Source organism: Paenibacillus sp. Aloe-11 (assembly GCF_000245715.1).
Lineage (GTDB): Bacteria > Bacillota > Bacilli > Paenibacillales > Paenibacillaceae > Paenibacillus > Paenibacillus kribbensis.
Genome location: NZ_JH601057.1, coordinates 50,958 through 66,615 on the forward strand (window position 1 = coordinate 50,958; position 15,658 = coordinate 66,615).

Sequence of the window (15,658 nt, forward strand, 5' to 3'; positions counted from 1 at the left end):
GCCACAACTAAAGGAGCAGCTGCACCCGCTGTTAAAACAGTTACCGCAACACCCCCAGCCACTGCTCCAATAATCATGGCTATTTTTCCAAAGCCTACTTTTTGCTTGCCTGCCTCCAACTTATTCACGAGGGCTTGACGTTTAGCTGCCGCGTTATTATTTACCTGTTCCATCACCTGTTTATCCTGAGCAATTAGAGCACTATCATCGTATTGTACTGCTGGAGCTTTACCAGGTTTGCCCTCATAAAAGATCGTGGCAGCTTGAGCATTGCTTGTGTCCTCAATCCAGATCACCTGTTCCGGATTTACCCCTTCTACCGGACTACGGGAAATAGCTACAAGTTCACCAGCTGTCAATTGAATTTGCTTTGGGGCCGGCATTTCACCAGCAAGATCAATAATGAAATCTGTGGTGGCCTTAACACACATATCCGTATCAGAGAGGATTTCAACCTTTCCGTCGCCTGTAAGCTGGAGCTTAATGCTTTCCTGACTATTGGCCGCAAATACAACATCCTGACCCGTTAGCCTCATTTCCTTATCCGAGTCATTCGTTAATGACTTAATAACAGGATCGGAAGATTTCTGGCTATATTTGCTTTGTTCAACCCCTCTTCGAACGGAGCTTACCGCAATAGCTCCTGTTTCCAAAGCCGTTGGGAAATGAAGCTTGATCGGAGAGCCCGGCTTGGGCATCATGTAGGCACTTTGATTATCCATGCCCGTGGAATAGGGGAACCAGCAAGTACCTGCGTCGTCATTTGTGGAGTCAATATCCAAATGCAGTTTGATCTGATTACGGGATATCTGTGTAATCCGTCCCTCCAAAGAAAGCCCTTGAATAGCAGCGTTCATTATTTTATTGGTTTTGATAGTACTTCGCGAAGTTAACGTATATATATATAGCAGTTCCCCTTTGACAACAGATGCTGCTACTTCACATACAACATACGCTTTATGCTGAAAATCAACTTGTGCTCCTAGTCCTAATGCCGCTCTGCTCTCCACTTTAAACAAAGTATGATCAGTCACGTACGCCATTTGGGAAGATGATTCAAAACGACTTTGTATCGTATAAGAATCATTTTCCAACTCAGCCGTCTCCTGCCCCTCTGGTATACCCAGCAAAAATGACGGAGTCTCTTCGGACATAACCGGGATCACAACGGTATGTAAATGAGAGGCCATACGCTTGATGAATTGCCAATCCGTCTCTTCATATTGCAAAAGTAACTGCCCTGTCTTGATATTTCCTATCGTTTCATCTGAGCAATGTGCTCCAGGGTAATCTTCTAATAGGTTGTCTACAATTTGCCCGTACGTTTTTTGCTTGTTTTGAAACGATCGTTCTTTCCACTCCAAATCCAACTGGTACGTGAATGATATAGCTTCAATCTCTAAATAATTCACCCCCTGCACATGCTGCACAACCGCTTGTTTGATGATTCCTTTAAAAATTGATTTTTCCTTTTTTGCATCTATCGGATGGGCTTTAAAAAGTGAAACCTTATCATCAACACTCATTCTCTGCAGGCTCTCGCCATGATGTTCAGGGATAACGGCTTTAAAACGAAGAACCGCATGTTCATTTATTTTTTGCAATAAGCTTAATTGTTCTACCCTCTGAATGTTATACGGGAAATCAAGTATTAATCCGGCATAAAAAGTTTCCATATCGATTTACCTCCCTTCTTTAATGATTTGACTTATTTACGTTGTCCATTATCAACTATGGTAATGTTGCCGCCAAACAAGCAAGAGTTACAGCAACTGTTTAACATTGCATCCGTGGGGCCCACTTTGACATCCTCTTTTCCAAAATCCCAAGGTCTGACTATTTTAGGAGTACACATAGCCACACATTCTGGCGGGGGGAGCTGCTCAAGAGGAATATCTTCTTCTTTCATAAATAGAGAGTTAAACCAGCCGACATCCTGTTTAGGAGCCTTTACGGCTTCTTCTACCTTTTTCATTTCAGCTTGTACTGCCGGGTTTTTGAGGCTCTTGCACACGCCAAAGGGACGAACATTTCGCTCGGGGAAAAAGTCATGAATATTCAGTTGGGGTTGTTCATGTATGTATTCTCCATGACTTGCAGGTACGATAATTCTCGCTGGTCTTGACCCTTGGTCACAAATTGCGAAGGCACCGTGCACCACAAAACTCTTGTCACCACTCATAGCTTCAGCCTCCCACTGTAAGTTTCTACCTTCTCTATTTTCATTCCAAACAGCTCCCTCCTTAAAATGCTTTCGGTTATGTCCAGATTGATAACAAGCATCGTCTCGTCAATACCTTTAATGCGAAAAACAGCATGTCCACGCGCCTTCTCCGAATCAATAACAATATGCTGTATTCTTCCTGCCTTATCAAAAACGGTTTGATCTGATAAACAGTCCAATCGATCAACAAGCATCAGCCAGTAGGTACTCTGGGATTCCATTTTTATATTTGTTAATACAGCACACTTAAAAATCACACGCTCGTCATACATAGAGATAACTTTTTTTAGCGTGTCGGATACGAGTAGTACCGGGCGTTCAATAAAATCCGGACAAACATGGTCTTCATCTCCGTTCACGAATACAACGGTCAGATCTTTAATAGCTTCTGCTTGATCCGTTGTTACCTCCAACGTAGAGTTGGCTGCCTTTAATCCCTCAAAAGTGATCAGGTGATCCTCAAGACTTTTATCCTGTGAAATGATAAAGTATTCCATACTTCCCTCCTTGACACACCACTCATTGTGTCTAGTGACTCTGAAAATTCAGACATTAGAACATACCTGTATACTATCAAGCTGCTGTCCATTTAACTTCAATATTTTAATATCTTTTTGAAGGAACATAGCGCCTTCCAGATTGGCCTGGGAAAAATCCGTCTCTTTTAACAAAGCCCCTCTGAAATTAGCACCTCTCAAGTCTGCTCCCTTGAAACTCACCTCTTCTAAATTGGCTCCAGCAAAGTTCGTTTCCATAAACGGGGGAATGTGAAATTCCTTTTCTGTGGGTACAACAAAACTTCCTTGAACCTCTTCTAGTTGAGCTCTACATAGATTGGCCCCTCTAAAATCCGCACCGTGGATTAAGCTGTAATCCAAGTTGGCCTCTTGTAGATTAGCATTACGAAAATCTGCACCAATGAGAGGGCATCCTACCAAATAGCTCCCTACCAATGAAGTTTTGGAAAAATGGCTGTAGCATAAGTTAACTAGCTTAAAATACATATGACTAAGATCTAGATTCCTAAAACTTTCATGTGCATATTGATCATTTTCATTAGGATCAAGTCTGCTTCTAACCTCCGTACTTTGCTGCTCTTTAGAGTTGAATTTATATACAAGCTCATTAAAATCCTTATACTCGCCCACGCGAATATACACCTCGTCGTCCTTGCCTAACGCTATAAATTCCTCCGTCTCTACTGCATCTTTCATGACATGTCTTATTAAGTTAGCCATGTAATTTACATAAAGCGAGGCTTCTTCTCTCTTAATTTGAGATATATCAGCAGAATAAATTTTATTGACATATTTTTTACTATCTTGTGTAAGCTGACCCTCAAAGATATCCAGAAAGTAAAATACCCAGTTAGCATCATATTCCTTTGTACATTCTACCGGGTCTATATAGCCTTGATGATCATAAAAATATATCCGACAACTTGCATCATGATTAATTACACGATGTCTAAAAAAAGTAAAATGTATATGCTGAATCTTTCCTTTATCACATTTCTTCTGCAAGTTGAGAGCTTGTATACAACTATCCTTAAAAACAGAAAGAATTTGTCTCGTGAGTTCATCACGATTGTTTATCAAGTATTCGTGTAAGGCTGCAATCTGTTCTATACGATATTTTAGGACACTGTTTTCTCTTAAATGTAATAAAGCTTCATGACGTTTCATCGTTAAGGTTGACCTCCCTTGCTACTTCAGGTTGACAAGAAGATTAGTTCGTGAATACTTCGGTACCTGCAAGCTTGGCATTTCCTGCCTGATCGAGAGTGATCTTCCCCCCCTTATCGCTTCCAATTACAATTTCATCTGTGGCGGTCATCATCAATGTCTTTTCAGCTCTTATTTTTACGTTTTCTTTAGAGTGCAGTGATACTTCTTTTTGTCCGATGATTGTGACTGTACCACTAGCCTCCAGCTTCACAAGCGCCTGTCCTCCGTTAGCTGAAATCTCCACATGTTCCGGCGTGAGCTTAACTTCCATCCCTGCTGGATTTCGGAAATATCGTACATTCGGATCAGACATCCGGTCCCCTGAAGAATTGCCACTTCCACCTGATGCGCTTCCTCCCCCACCGGAAATGCTCCCATGCTGTGCAGAGTCCTCCGAATACGAATTAACTGAACTGATGGCAAAAGCTGCATCTTCCCATTGGCTCGGTAAATTCACTCGTACGCTATCTCCCTTTTCGGGCATGCAGTACCAGCCGCTTCCATCCTCTGAAGCGTATACTGTTGAATATGGAAACCAGTAGGCAGTTCCTTCATCCTGATGATTATCAATTTCCAAATGAACTTTTACTGTATCCCGCTTGATCGCTAGTACCCTTCCCCCTATGGAAGCACCACGTATCCGTTCGTTATAAGGTTTGGCACGATTGATTCCTAAGCGACTTGCAAGCGTATAGCGGTGAACGATTAATCCCTTTTCCATGGTTGATATACTTTTCTGGATAAAATAGGGTCTATCTTGAAAACGAATAGCATCGCCCAGGTTTAATATTTTATGAGTTTCAATCTCGTAATACACAAAATCCGTCTCATGAACGTCTGTCTGATGATTTTTGGAATGTACCAAATATTCTGACAAATTCTTTTTGACGGTATAATTAAAGTTTTCCAGGCGTTCGGTTGCTTCATCATCAGGAATGCCAAAGAATGTTTTTATGCTTTTAAATTTGCCCACTGGCATTAGTACCGTGTTCACACGGGCAGCCATCCGTTTTAAAAAGGTCCAGTCTGTTTCGTGATATTGAAGGACAAAATTCCCAATACTCTCATCACGGTCAGCAGAATATATAACATCAAAATCATCGTATCCTCCGCCAACTTCTTTAATCAGGCGTGAATAGTTAAGTGACGCATTCTGGTAGGATCGAGTTTTAATTTGCATATCCAATAAATAAGAATAGGTATGGGCCTCCGCTTTAAGGTAATACACATCGAGCACTTTCTGAATTTCCATCATGCTAATTAATCCGCAAAACAGCTCTTTCCGTCCACCGCCCTCCAAAACCTGGTATACTTCCACCGGTGTCTGAGCCTGAATGGAGTGAACATATTTATCCTTTTGCTCTTCGGTGATCGTACCGGTAAAGGAAAGTTTGCCGTGTTCATTCACCTGATGAATAATTTTTAACTCTTTTAACTTCACCTGCTCAAAAGGACTTATTTTAACGTTGTCATAAGCAAGAATAGGTGTACTCATTTGCTATTCACCTCCAGTGATGAAATCATACCTTCGGTAATCCACTTCCATAAGCTTCGTTGTCGATCACTACCGTTCACATTAATAATGAGCTGATGATTACCTTTTTCTACAAAGCATAAATAATTGAACACTACTCCATTAGCCACGTTGTTGGTGAACAGACAATAATGAGGCTCTAATGGGTCATGATTAACCGTACCATCCTCGACCCAACTGATTGGCATCTCCATCGCATGAAATTGTTGAAGCATGGAATCTTTCATATGCTTCATAGAAAATTTTTCTTTTGCCTCTATCCAATTAAAAATAACGTTAATTTCATGTTCGTCATTGCAAAAAACCATATGCTCATCAGTTTCAAGGGTGCAGACAAAAAAATCTGTTGGGAAGTTTATACTTAGACCTGTCTTCATTACATTCAACCTTCCAAATTCCAATTGAATGGCATCATTGTCCAAGCTTCCTTTCTCTACTCCTTTGATGATATCTTCAGCCCTCCACTGTTGCTCTTCTTCGTGCTCAAAATCATTCATCGCAGAGTTAACAGAAGGTTCATTCGGAATCTGTTGGTTCCGCTGCTCTTTTTCCAGCTTGGCAATTTCCTCGTCCAAATATTTCATAATGCTCACTCCTCCACATATTTACTAATCCACAATCATCCGCCCGGCTCCGCCGCCTTGCCAGCGGCCTGCTGTGCGCTTACCCCTCCCGGCTCCTTCCAGGATCAGCACCAGCTGTCTATGCAGCTGAGCATGTGAATATTCCCTGTACTCCGTACCGCTTCTGTTGGCGATGTAATGCTGAATGGATTCCTTGTCTACAGCTTCCAGGTTCAGGCACATGAGCGAAAACATGCAATCCATCGGATCTGTTGTACCACTTTTTAGCAGCTCGGACGCAAAGTACCGCATCGTCTCCGGGCGTAATGTACTCTGCTTCAGGCCCGAAAAGGGAGCATGAATATCACTCCATGTATTGAATTCGGTTGCCATGTCGGCAAAATCCTGATAATCCGAACGAAGCACGGCTCCATCTTTGAGCTTGAATCTGCCCAGCTCTACCTCATCCAGACCGATCTCTGCCTCATCCTCCAGCACGATATCTGCGTGATGAGCGGTGAAATCCGGGCGATCTGTTTGTTCCAAAAAGAGCATTTTCAACACCGACAGCCGCCCGGTGGCTGTATACGGTACTTCCTCCTCCTGCTCTAGCAGGTACAGTCTGCCCTTATGCTTCACAATGCCTCTGCCTACGGTCAGCGTGTGTTCCCCGACGGTCACGTTCATCCCGGTAATGATGCCATCCGAATAATCCTGATACCGGATATCGAGAAAGCTGCGGGGGTAGTCCCGCAGGTTCTCCAGCATCTCGGTTTTGAGAATACGGCCTTTCTCAAACTTCGGCACGATATGGGTTAACATGTGTTTTCCTCCTCTCTTCGCTCTGCGCCATCATTACTGTCTTGTCTACTCTTCTTTATTTAGAGGTATAGACAACCGATTCACGCCAGGCGCAGGAGCCGGGACAAGCACCTCTGCCAGCGGTGGATTTTGCTTAATATACTCCGAGTAGTCCAGCCAATTTTTGTTCACCACATAGGTACGAGCGATTTTGTCATGCAGTGTCTGCTTTTTTGCTGTGAAAGCTGCCATGATATAGCCGACAAATATAGTGAAAAATGTAATGATTCTACTCCAGTAGCGAGCACTCGCACGTCCGAAAGTTATTTTTTCATTGTATTCATCTACGACAATAATCCCCAAAGCGAGCTTACCTAAGGTTCCTCTAAATTTAGACGATTCCATGATAGCGTAGTACAGCCAGCCTATCGAAAACAAAACAAATACTCGTGAAATAGTTCCCAATCCATAAAATAACTGTGCCACATGGAAAGTATATACCGAAGGATACAGCGTGCTTCCCCATACAGGGATGAGAGAAGTTAATATCCCTAGCAAAGTGGTAAGCAATACAATGATCATCGTACCTACATACAAAACAACATAATCTAGCAAATAGGCGAAAAACCTTTTCCAAAAACCTGCGTACATTCCAGATGTTCCCCCTGATTGAAAACTACGTTTTATAGAATTTATGATCTACTTTTACATCCCGGCTCCCCGCCCAGACTGCTTCTGAAGGATATAATTCAGCTCGCGTTTGTCCACAACATAGGTATGGGCGATCAGATCGTGAAGAGCCTGTTTTTTGGCCGTGAAAGCCGTCATGATAAAGCCGATCATCAAAATGATGGAGGAAATTAACTTACTCCAATAACGAGCACTCGCACGTCCAAAGCTCAGCTTTTGGTTAAATTCATCTACTACAACGATGCCGAGAGCCAGCTTACCCACCGTAGCTCTGCATTTGGATGATTCCATGATTGCAAAATACAGCCATGAAGCCCCCAAATTCAGCAGAGTCTGTCCTAATAATCGCATTGTAAAAATAGCAGACGGTCCGTCTGTCAGTATTGAGGTTTCTGCCGGGGACGGCATCCAGTTCCCAAAAAGCTGAATTACACCCCAGATCAAACCAATAATCATAAACACGAACCCTAAAATAAGACTGTCGATAATATGGGCCAAAACCCGTTTCCAAAAACCCGCATACAGCATGTTATCCCCTCCAAGTGTTGTGTGTACTTTTCATATTCAGGATTTTGAAAAATCCTCAGCCTGTCCTACTTCGTACCGTCAAAGAAATCCAGCTCGGAAAGATCATTTTCGAAGGCAAAAAAACGTTTGGGCCCCAGATACAGCAATTCATCCCGGCGGGTAATCGGTACTACATAAAAGCCCCAACGGCTGTCGCCAGCAAAAACAAAATATTTCGTTTCCTCATTGCGAATGGAGTCGGTATCATCCTGCGGGATATCCCGCCCGTACAGCACGGCGATTTCCTCATACGGCATAGGCTCAAAGGCTTCCGGCCGGCTGCGGTACACATGGCGCTGACGCAGCTTGCCGCCGCCTGCCGTCAGGAAAAACTCGATCTCAGCCGCGTGAGACGGTCGGGAAATGGAGCCGCGCACCCGATCGCTTTCCAGGCTGGCAATCAGCTCTTTTTCACGCCCCGTATGCGTCCAGGCGCTAACGGTGTACGGAATAGCCGGAATATGATTGGTAATGACAGGCTCAATCGTGCCCATTTTTTTCGCATTCAGGTAACGGATAGCTCCGCGCAGGCAGGCCATTTTCAGCTCAGGCACCCGGCTCAGGTCTTCCGCTTTCTGCCGGAATTCAATGCTGCGCCCTGGCACAAACTCCTTCAGTGCTTCGCGAAATACGTCAATCCGGCAGGACTGCCCGGTCAGCTTGATAATGGAATAGTCCTGCAAGCGTCCCTCCTGATAAAAATCATCCAGAAACTTGCGCACAATATTGTAGATATCCGCCTTAAGAAGCTGCTGTATCTCCCGAATGTTAAACACCACATCAGGCAAGCCATATTCATCGCGAAAACGTCCGTTTTCGATGACTGAAACCAGCCAGCGGTCCAACACCGCAATGTTCAGGTCACTTTCGGCTGATAATACCTGCTCGGACTCGAAGCGGCTGCGCAATATGCCTGTACGCAGAAAAAACTCCTTTTTCATATTTTCTGCCGCACTCCACAGCAGATGAAAATTACTCAGCACCCGCTGATATTCATCCCGTGTCGCATGCTCATATCGTTTGAACGCTGTAGGCAAAATAGCCTCTGCCTCGTGATAGCGCTCCTCCAGCCCCGCATAAACAGCATCTACGCCAAACTCATCCACATGACGGTACAAATCCCCTGAAGGAATACCGATCAGTGCATCAATATCGGTGTCAGGCAATCTGGTTTCGGCTGCATAATAACCTGCAAACACGATTTTCATAAACTGCATAATCCGATACGTGAGATTGTTTCCGCCAAAATTGGTATCCCCATTTTCATACGTCGTGTGAATATCCAGCTTGTAAGCGATACGTCCATCCTCAATCCGGAATCGGCAGGATGACAAATCTGTCGTGCCTCCACCGCAATCAATGACAAGTGCCTGATACTCCTCACCGTCCGCAAAAGTTCCTCGCTCCATCTGATCTGCCAGCGTGTTGTACAGCACAGCCAGCCCTTCATCCAGCGCATCCTCCGCTTCAATCCGATAATCTGGCAAAATGTCGGTAAACATCTCAATAAACTGTGGCTGCAGCTTGACGGGAGCAGAAAAGTGCAGATTGCGAAACCGGCACTTGAATTGCTGCTCAGCGGTGCCTATCACATAACGGATAAACGCCGCCAAAATATCGCTGCGAGAAGCGGTCGCTGTATTCCCCTCCGAATCCATTAATTCCTCGATTCGCTTGTAATCGTTGACCCAACGCTTGATGCCCCGAAATACCGTCGCACGGCTGCCCGCCACGTCTGTTCCACGCAATGCTTCCTCCCCGAAGACATAAACGATATGCTCCGGATTAGTGCAGTCCGCCACGCGAATAGCGGTCGGCAGCACTTCGATCCAGTCGCCTTCCGCACCTGCCGGGCCGGGAAATGACACATAATTGATCGCGTTCAGCTGTACCGTGCTGCTCATGCCTGTATCTGGGGCTGTGACATAGGAGCTATCCAAATAAGAGCCTGCCGTTGTGTTCGAAGTGCCAAAATCGATGGCCAGTACGGCATCTGTTGTTTCAGTGCCCCGAATGATCAGCTCTGCTACCGGAACTCGGTGACCCTGCAGCTTCAGCGGCAGCATCGGCTTATCCCCATAGTAGAGATTATAAAAATATTCCGATTCCTGTCTTCGCAGAAACAGCAGGCTATAGCTATGGTTGGCCGTTTCTCGCAGTTCAGCATCACGATGCCGCGATAGATAATATGCGCCTGTCCGTTCCTCATCCTTCACCACATTCAGAACACCGCACAGTTCTCCCATCGCGTTCACCAGCAGCACATTAGATGAGCTTAACCAAGGCAGATCGGACTCGATTCGGTAGTTGTCCATACGACCTGTCCGCACACCCTGATATAGCGTAATTTTGGCGGGAACCCGGATGCCGCCGCTCTCCTGCCGACGGTCATTCCAATTTCGCCGGAGTGCTGATTCCATACGTTCAAAGCCGCCGGGGTTGGGTCTTGTGATAAGTAAATGCTCCTCTGCGCTCCGAAACCGCAAAATGACGCGAATGAGTTCTTCACGCGTCAGGCGATTGGCAAAGCCCTCGACCAGACGCTCCTTATCGCATATCCCGTGCAACTGGAAGGTCGTCATTTGCTCCAATTCCGCCCGCGTATATTTCGCCGTGAAGCGAGCGCTTTTTCGATCGGTGAGCGGGTTAAGCAATCTGTATGTATAGGGTCCGTTCATCGTTCACATGTCCTTTCTGAGCCACTTGGCCTTTAATAGAGGGCGATAGCGTCTATTTTCATCGTAGGATCTGCCTCCAAAATGCCGAAATGACTTGTCCAATACAGCTCAGTCGTAAAACGTGCCGGAAGAAACAAATCCAGAATCAAATCCACCTTCAGCCGTGACAGCTGCGTTTCCTCCTGGCCGATATAAACGAGCAGTTCATCTTTTTCCTCACAATTGGCATAAATGATCGAGCGATGAAAAACGCGCCGCATCGTTTCTTTTAACAGATGCACAGCTTCCCCTGTCTCATACAGGCGCAGCAGTCCTTCGGCAATCGCATCCTGCTCCTCGCGGTTTAATTGTTCAAAACTCCCCTTCACCTTCGGGCCAAAAATGCCGTCAGCAATATCACGCTGAACAAACCGGATGTGATACTCGCGCCGATTCATCCCCTGATACAAATCAATTTCCGCCAGAAAATGCATCATGATATCAAACAGCGATTCCCTTAGCTCCAGACAATCTTCTGCATCCGGTGGAAACAGGTCCCGAAAAATAGAATAAAAGCGGTAGTACGGATTGATTTCCACCACCTGCTCCAGCTCCGAAGTATTTAAATCTACCAGACTAAGCTCCATATACGGAGAATAGCTGACAGCGGGTACGAAACGGAATTTATCCACGTCCAGCTCCTGTTCCCGCGCGCGCATGAGCAAATCCCAGACATAATTCACACCCATTCTCCTTCACATTTGTACTCTGGAAAATACATCTGCACTTCCGACACCAGAAAGCTCATTAAGTCGGATAACATGTAAGCAGGTGAGGCTGGCGCAGCTTCTTCAGAGCCGCGTCTGAACCCCAGCCGCATGATCTGCTTGCCTTCCACCGTCCGCACATTATCGCTGACAAACGGGTTTAGCGGATACGTCTGGGTTTTGGATACAAGGTTGCTTATATCATTTCTACCGGTGCCTCCCCAGATATCCACACGTTCCAGCTCCAGCCCCTGGGCTGCTTCAAACGAGTTAACGATACGCGTGATTTCCGCTTTGGCCCGGACAATCACGGCCTGCTTGCCTGCATAGCGTCCCAAAAAGCTGTCCTGCCGCCGATTGGACAACACTGGATATGTCTGCCGGCTAAGTCTCGTCGTGACTGGCTTCGTAACCTTTAACACATTCCATTCACCGGATTTATCCCGTGGCGTGACAATGGTCAGTTCTTCTTCCGTACGCTTGATATACCGGATATCCCCTTCAGCGCCGTCGATCAGATAGCCGTGCTCAGGTCCTGTTTTACGCAAAGGCAGCACATGCTCAAAGTTCACGCGATCCATAGCGGGTATCGGGAAACCGCTGTTCTTTAGAGAGAGCCGTTCAATGTTCCAAAGCGGAAAAACATCGCCTTTCTTAAAAGCGTCGAACTCCTCCAACGAGATCGTAATTTCATGAATTTCTTCGTGTGCTGCGGGCTCCCCGTCTCCCCCAATCAACACGCAGTCGACGAATTTATGTGCGTACGGATGATTAATCGTTTTCCACGGCATACCATTTTGCAAAAACATATGATACAGCTTTTCAATCTCCAAAATATAGGAACGGTTGTGCTCCAGACGAAAGCGAATGGGATAATTTCCGGTTTCCGTGACCAGCATTCCTGCAAAAATTCGCTTGCTGTGTACCAGCGCTGCGATTCGTTCGGTCTCCATCTCCAGAAAAAGCGTAAACAGCGGCATCGCTCCGCCTTCGCGAACCACCTCCGCTACACGGCTGATGTCCACTTTCTTGTCCTCTGTATCAGACGGTAACACCGGATATAAAAACTCATGAATCGGATCGTAGTCCTCACGCGATGTCAGTGATACATACACATCAAACTTTTCTTCCGTATTCTCTATTTCCTCAAATACCCGCCGTTCCAGCTGGCGGGTCATCTCTTCCTGATATTCGACGAGGTTCATAAACACCCCCGCCATCATATTTTTCAGTAAACGTCTCTGCTCCAGATCATCCATCTTGCTCAAACGGTCCTGCACCAGTTCTTTCACGGCGTTTCACTCCTTTTTCGGCTCCAGCATGCATTCATTGAACATGAAAAACTTAACTTCCGTTCACGGCAGCCTGATCCTGGCTTACTGAATCGGACGCCCCTGCTGTTTTAGAAGCGGAATCAGCAGCTCCCTGCTCCTTGCTCGTGGCCGCTTTTGCCGAAGAGGCGTTTCCATCGCCCGTACTGCTGCTTTTCGCAGTCGAAGTTGAAGGCGAGGAGGCTTCCTTCTTCACGGCCGATGTACTTGCAGAGCCAGTCCCCGTAGAGCCCGTCGACGTAGCCTTTGTCTGCGAATCAGCAGCAGGGGCTGCGGTTGCGGAGGTCAAACCAGTGCCCGCCACGTCCTCTGCGTTCGCATCGTTCAACGCTCCGTCAGGCAAGCCCAATCCGGCTTGAAGCTGACCATTTTTCTGCTGCTCCGCGCTCTGCTTCTCCTCTGCCTTCGCGATGCTCCGCTCCATGGCCAGCACGCTTTCAAGCTTATCGATCTCCTGATAAATCTCCTGTGCACCGCTATAGGCGTCAACGGCTCCTTCATAATCGAGATCCTTCATCAGCCGATCCCCTTTGGCCTGAAGCTTGCCGGCTTGAATCTCCTTCAGCTGCTGCTGGATAGATGCCAATTTATCATTGGTTTCGGTAATCTTCTTCTCCAGCTCTTTTTGCACGGACGTATACCCGGATTCCATCGCAGCCTTGTTTGCTTTTTGATACAGCTTAAGCGCATTCGTGTAATCGCCGCCCTGAAATTTCAAATCTCCGTCCTTCATCCAGCTCGCCGTCTCGGCATAGCTGTCCAGCTGATCGATTTTATGCTCAATATCCTTCACATTAAACGGTGGATACAGTCCCGCGCTTTTCCTTGCTTTTTCGTAGCTGGCTTCGGCTTTGGCAAAGTCCGCCTTTTCCACATAGTCATCTCCGTCAACCACCAGTTGAGAAACTTTCTGCTCAGCCGTATACAACCTCTTATGAATCTTATCGTTGATTTTAATTGCGGCATTTTTCGCCTCGCTGTAGGATTTGAGCGCCTTCGCATAATCCCCTGCTCTTGCGTAATCATCTGCCGTCTGGGCCGATTCGATCATCGTTTCCAGCGCTGCTGCCTTATTCGCAGCCATACGCGCCAGCGTAATCCATGCTCCACCGCCTACAACGATAAAAACAAGTAAAGCAATCAAAATCCGTTTGATCAGCTTGCGACGGTTTTTAGGTTTTTCCTGAAATACTTTGTTTACATAAATGGCCGCGGCTGTATAATTGTTCACCGCCCGGCGCTGCTTGCTCAGCAGCACCTCTTCCAGCGTATCCGTCAGCATGACCGGGTCCTTCGCTTCCTCCAGCGCACCGAGCATTTCCGCCAGTTCAACATCTTCCCACATCCCGGATGTGGCCAGCAGCATGACATCTCCATCTGCAAGCTGCGTCTTTTTGGCATAATGGGCATGAACCCCATTCGGATTTCCCAGGTACTCCAGCAGATTCCCCCGTTCCTCGTGAGTGCTGGTCGCTTCGTCCGGAATGCGCCCGTCATCTGCCAATGACTGTGCCAAGCTGTGATCCTTACTGCGAAAATTAAGCCGTCCATTGCGAAAATGATATAGTCGCACATTACCACACGAAACGTACACCATTTTGTTGTAGTTGGTCACTACCATCAACAGACTGGCCTTGAGCCGAACACGGCGGCTTTCGAATTGCAGCCATTCCTGCGCTTCACGCAGATCTCTCATCAGGCGCCGCTTGGACATGGAAGGCTTCTCCATGAAATTTTCCAGCACCGTTTTGACAACCATTTCCGCGCTGTGCAGCTCCTGATCCGAATCCAGACCGTCTGCGAGGACATAACAGGCCATGTCGTCCGTCTCCATGAATGCAAAATAGTCCCGGTTGTCTATGTAAGAGCCCGCTTCCGACACAAAGGCGGTACTAAAATCGCTGTTGTCCTTGCGCATCGCTACCCCCGTCTTTCTTGTTTCATCCTATCGCCAAAATAAGTACTGTCGCATTATCCTGACTCTTAAAGCCTTTGTCATTAATAGCGTCGATCATGGTATCCGCCATTTCCTGCGGTGTGCCGCCTTTGCGCATGATCTCTTCGAGTTCAATTTCCGTCAACGCCTCCTGGATACCATCGCTGCACAATAGAACATAATCACCCGAATACAGACGAATCGGTGTAGTGCCAAGCTCCATGCTCTCAAAGCCTTCATAGCCCAAATAGTTGACCAGCTGATTGCGTACAGGACTCGTTTTGGCTTCCTCCGAGGTCATTTGTCCGGCCAGTACTCGTTCCTCCAGCAGTGTTTCCGCTGTATGCTTGGAATTGACCGTCTGGAAATGCCCATTGCGATAGATCGTAATCACACTGTCGCCTACCGCTCCGTAATACAGTTGATAGCCGCAAATAATGACTGCCGCCAGCGTCGTTCCTCCGCCCTGCCCATTCAAATTTTGCAAAATGCTGCGGTTGCTTTGGCTTGCTGCTCCGGCAAAATATTCGTTCAAATTCGATGCATCCTCCAGCTTGGCAAACGCCTTCGTAAAGGTCGTCACAGCCAACGTGCTGGACATGCGTCCATTGGCCAGTCCGCTGATACCATCTGCGACAACAGCCAACGTACCGACAGGTGTCGTCATACTTGCAAAATAATCATCCTGCTCGCTTCGACTCCCAATCGTTTGACCATTCCCGATCTCAATTCCACTCACGGTACGGCTGCCGGAACTTCGTGTCAGTCGTATGCGGATGATGAGAAGAACAGCGAATAGCACCGCAGCTCCACATACAACAAAATAAGGCTGCATTCCGTTACCTCCCTGCACCATTGCCC

Annotated in this window: 13 protein-coding genes and 1 pseudogene; all 14 read right to left on the reverse strand. The window is 46.6% G+C overall.

What is annotated here, in order from left to right; translation table 11 throughout:
• Positions 1 to 1,676 (reverse strand): annotated as a pseudogene (locus WG8_RS17515) (contractile injection system protein, VgrG/Pvc8 family); the annotation flags it as partial.
• Between the two features lie 32 nt (positions 1,677 to 1,708).
• Positions 1,709 to 2,182: a DUF4280 domain-containing protein gene (locus WG8_RS17520; RefSeq protein ID WP_007431557.1), complete on the reverse strand. Its 474-nt coding sequence runs from the start codon at positions 2,180 to 2,182 to the stop codon at positions 1,709 to 1,711.
• Positions 2,179 to 2,721, reverse strand: a complete 543-nt coding sequence (locus tag WG8_RS17525) for a hypothetical protein (protein WP_007431558.1) — start codon at positions 2,719 to 2,721, stop codon at positions 2,179 to 2,181. Before WG8_RS17525 ends, WG8_RS17520 begins: the two co-directional genes overlap by 4 nt.
• A 48-nt stretch (positions 2,722 to 2,769) precedes the next feature.
• Positions 2,770 to 3,909, reverse strand: a complete 1,140-nt coding sequence (locus tag WG8_RS17530; protein WP_043891212.1) for a pentapeptide repeat-containing protein — start codon at positions 3,907 to 3,909, stop codon at positions 2,770 to 2,772.
• 43 nt (positions 3,910 to 3,952) lie between these two features.
• Positions 3,953 to 5,446 (reverse strand): phage baseplate assembly protein V, encoded by a 1,494-nt coding sequence (locus tag WG8_RS17535; RefSeq protein WP_007431560.1) that lies wholly within the window; start codon positions 5,444 to 5,446, stop codon positions 3,953 to 3,955.
• Complete coding sequence (locus tag WG8_RS17540) at positions 5,443 to 6,069, reverse strand: hypothetical protein (protein ID WP_007431561.1); 627 nt, start codon at positions 6,067 to 6,069, stop codon at positions 5,443 to 5,445. The genes WG8_RS17535 and WG8_RS17540 overlap by 4 nt, the downstream gene beginning before the upstream one ends.
• A 24-nt stretch (positions 6,070 to 6,093) precedes the next feature.
• Positions 6,094 to 6,870, reverse strand: a complete 777-nt coding sequence (locus WG8_RS17545; RefSeq protein ID WP_007431562.1) for a hypothetical protein — start codon at positions 6,868 to 6,870, stop codon at positions 6,094 to 6,096.
• Between the two features lie 45 nt (positions 6,871 to 6,915).
• Positions 6,916 to 7,500 carry an RDD family protein gene (locus WG8_RS17550; protein WP_007431563.1) on the reverse strand — a complete coding sequence of 195 codons (585 nt, stop codon included), beginning with the start codon at positions 7,498 to 7,500 and terminating at the stop codon, positions 6,916 to 6,918.
• A gap of 54 nt (positions 7,501 to 7,554) precedes the next feature.
• A complete protein-coding gene (locus WG8_RS17555; RefSeq protein ID WP_007431564.1) occupies positions 7,555 to 8,067 on the reverse strand; it encodes an RDD family protein in 513 nt (170 codons plus the stop codon).
• A 65-nt stretch (positions 8,068 to 8,132) separates the two neighbouring features.
• Positions 8,133 to 10,784, reverse strand: a complete 2,652-nt coding sequence (locus WG8_RS17560) for a hypothetical protein (protein WP_007431565.1) — start codon at positions 10,782 to 10,784, stop codon at positions 8,133 to 8,135.
• Between the two features lie 32 nt (positions 10,785 to 10,816).
• On the reverse strand, positions 10,817 to 11,506 hold the full coding sequence (locus WG8_RS17565; RefSeq protein ID WP_007431566.1) for a hypothetical protein: 690 nt from the start codon (positions 11,504 to 11,506) through the stop codon (positions 10,817 to 10,819).
• Positions 11,503 to 12,822: a hypothetical protein gene (locus WG8_RS17570; protein WP_007431567.1), complete on the reverse strand. Its 1,320-nt coding sequence runs from the start codon at positions 12,820 to 12,822 to the stop codon at positions 11,503 to 11,505. The genes WG8_RS17565 and WG8_RS17570 overlap by 4 nt, the downstream gene beginning before the upstream one ends.
• A 52-nt stretch (positions 12,823 to 12,874) precedes the next feature.
• Entirely contained in the window at positions 12,875 to 14,779 is a 1,905-nt protein-coding gene (locus WG8_RS17575) for a PP2C family protein-serine/threonine phosphatase (protein WP_007431568.1), read from the reverse strand.
• A gap of 22 nt (positions 14,780 to 14,801) precedes the next feature.
• The gene (locus WG8_RS17580) at positions 14,802 to 15,632 is read right to left on the reverse strand and encodes a PP2C family protein-serine/threonine phosphatase (RefSeq protein WP_007431569.1); all 831 of its coding nucleotides are present in this window, start codon (positions 15,630 to 15,632) and stop codon (positions 14,802 to 14,804) included.
• Positions 15,633 to 15,658 lie beyond the last annotated feature (26 nt).

What these genes read in the sequence shown, in the direction of transcription:
- WG8_RS17550 (WP_007431563.1), bottom strand. Translation starts at nt 7,500, where the DNA reads ATGTACGCAGGTTTTTGGAAAAGGTTTTTCGCCTATTTGCTAGATTAT.
- WG8_RS17580 (WP_007431569.1), bottom strand. Translation starts at nt 15,632, where the DNA reads ATGCAGCCTTATTTTGTTGTATGTGGAGCTGCGGTGCTATTCGCTGTT.
- WG8_RS17525 (WP_007431558.1), bottom strand. Translation starts at nt 2,721, where the DNA reads ATGGAATACTTTATCATTTCACAGGATAAAAGTCTTGAGGATCACCTG.
- WG8_RS17530 (WP_043891212.1), bottom strand. Translation starts at nt 3,909, where the DNA reads ATGAAACGTCATGAAGCTTTATTACATTTAAGAGAAAACAGTGTCCTA.
- WG8_RS17555 (WP_007431564.1), bottom strand. Translation starts at nt 8,067, where the DNA reads ATGCTGTATGCGGGTTTTTGGAAACGGGTTTTGGCCCATATTATCGAC.
- WG8_RS17535 (WP_007431560.1), bottom strand. Translation starts at nt 5,446, where the DNA reads ATGAGTACACCTATTCTTGCTTATGACAACGTTAAAATAAGTCCTTTT.
- WG8_RS17540 (WP_007431561.1), bottom strand. Translation starts at nt 6,069, where the DNA reads ATGAAATATTTGGACGAGGAAATTGCCAAGCTGGAAAAAGAGCAGCGG.
- WG8_RS17545 (WP_007431562.1), bottom strand. Translation starts at nt 6,870, where the DNA reads ATGTTAACCCATATCGTGCCGAAGTTTGAGAAAGGCCGTATTCTCAAA.
- WG8_RS17575 (WP_007431568.1), bottom strand. Translation starts at nt 14,779, where the DNA reads ATGCGCAAGGACAACAGCGATTTTAGTACCGCCTTTGTGTCGGAAGCG.
- WG8_RS17560 (WP_007431565.1), bottom strand. Translation starts at nt 10,784, where the DNA reads ATGAACGGACCCTATACATACAGATTGCTTAACCCGCTCACCGATCGA.
- WG8_RS17520 (WP_007431557.1), bottom strand. Translation starts at nt 2,182, where the DNA reads ATGAGTGGTGACAAGAGTTTTGTGGTGCACGGTGCCTTCGCAATTTGT.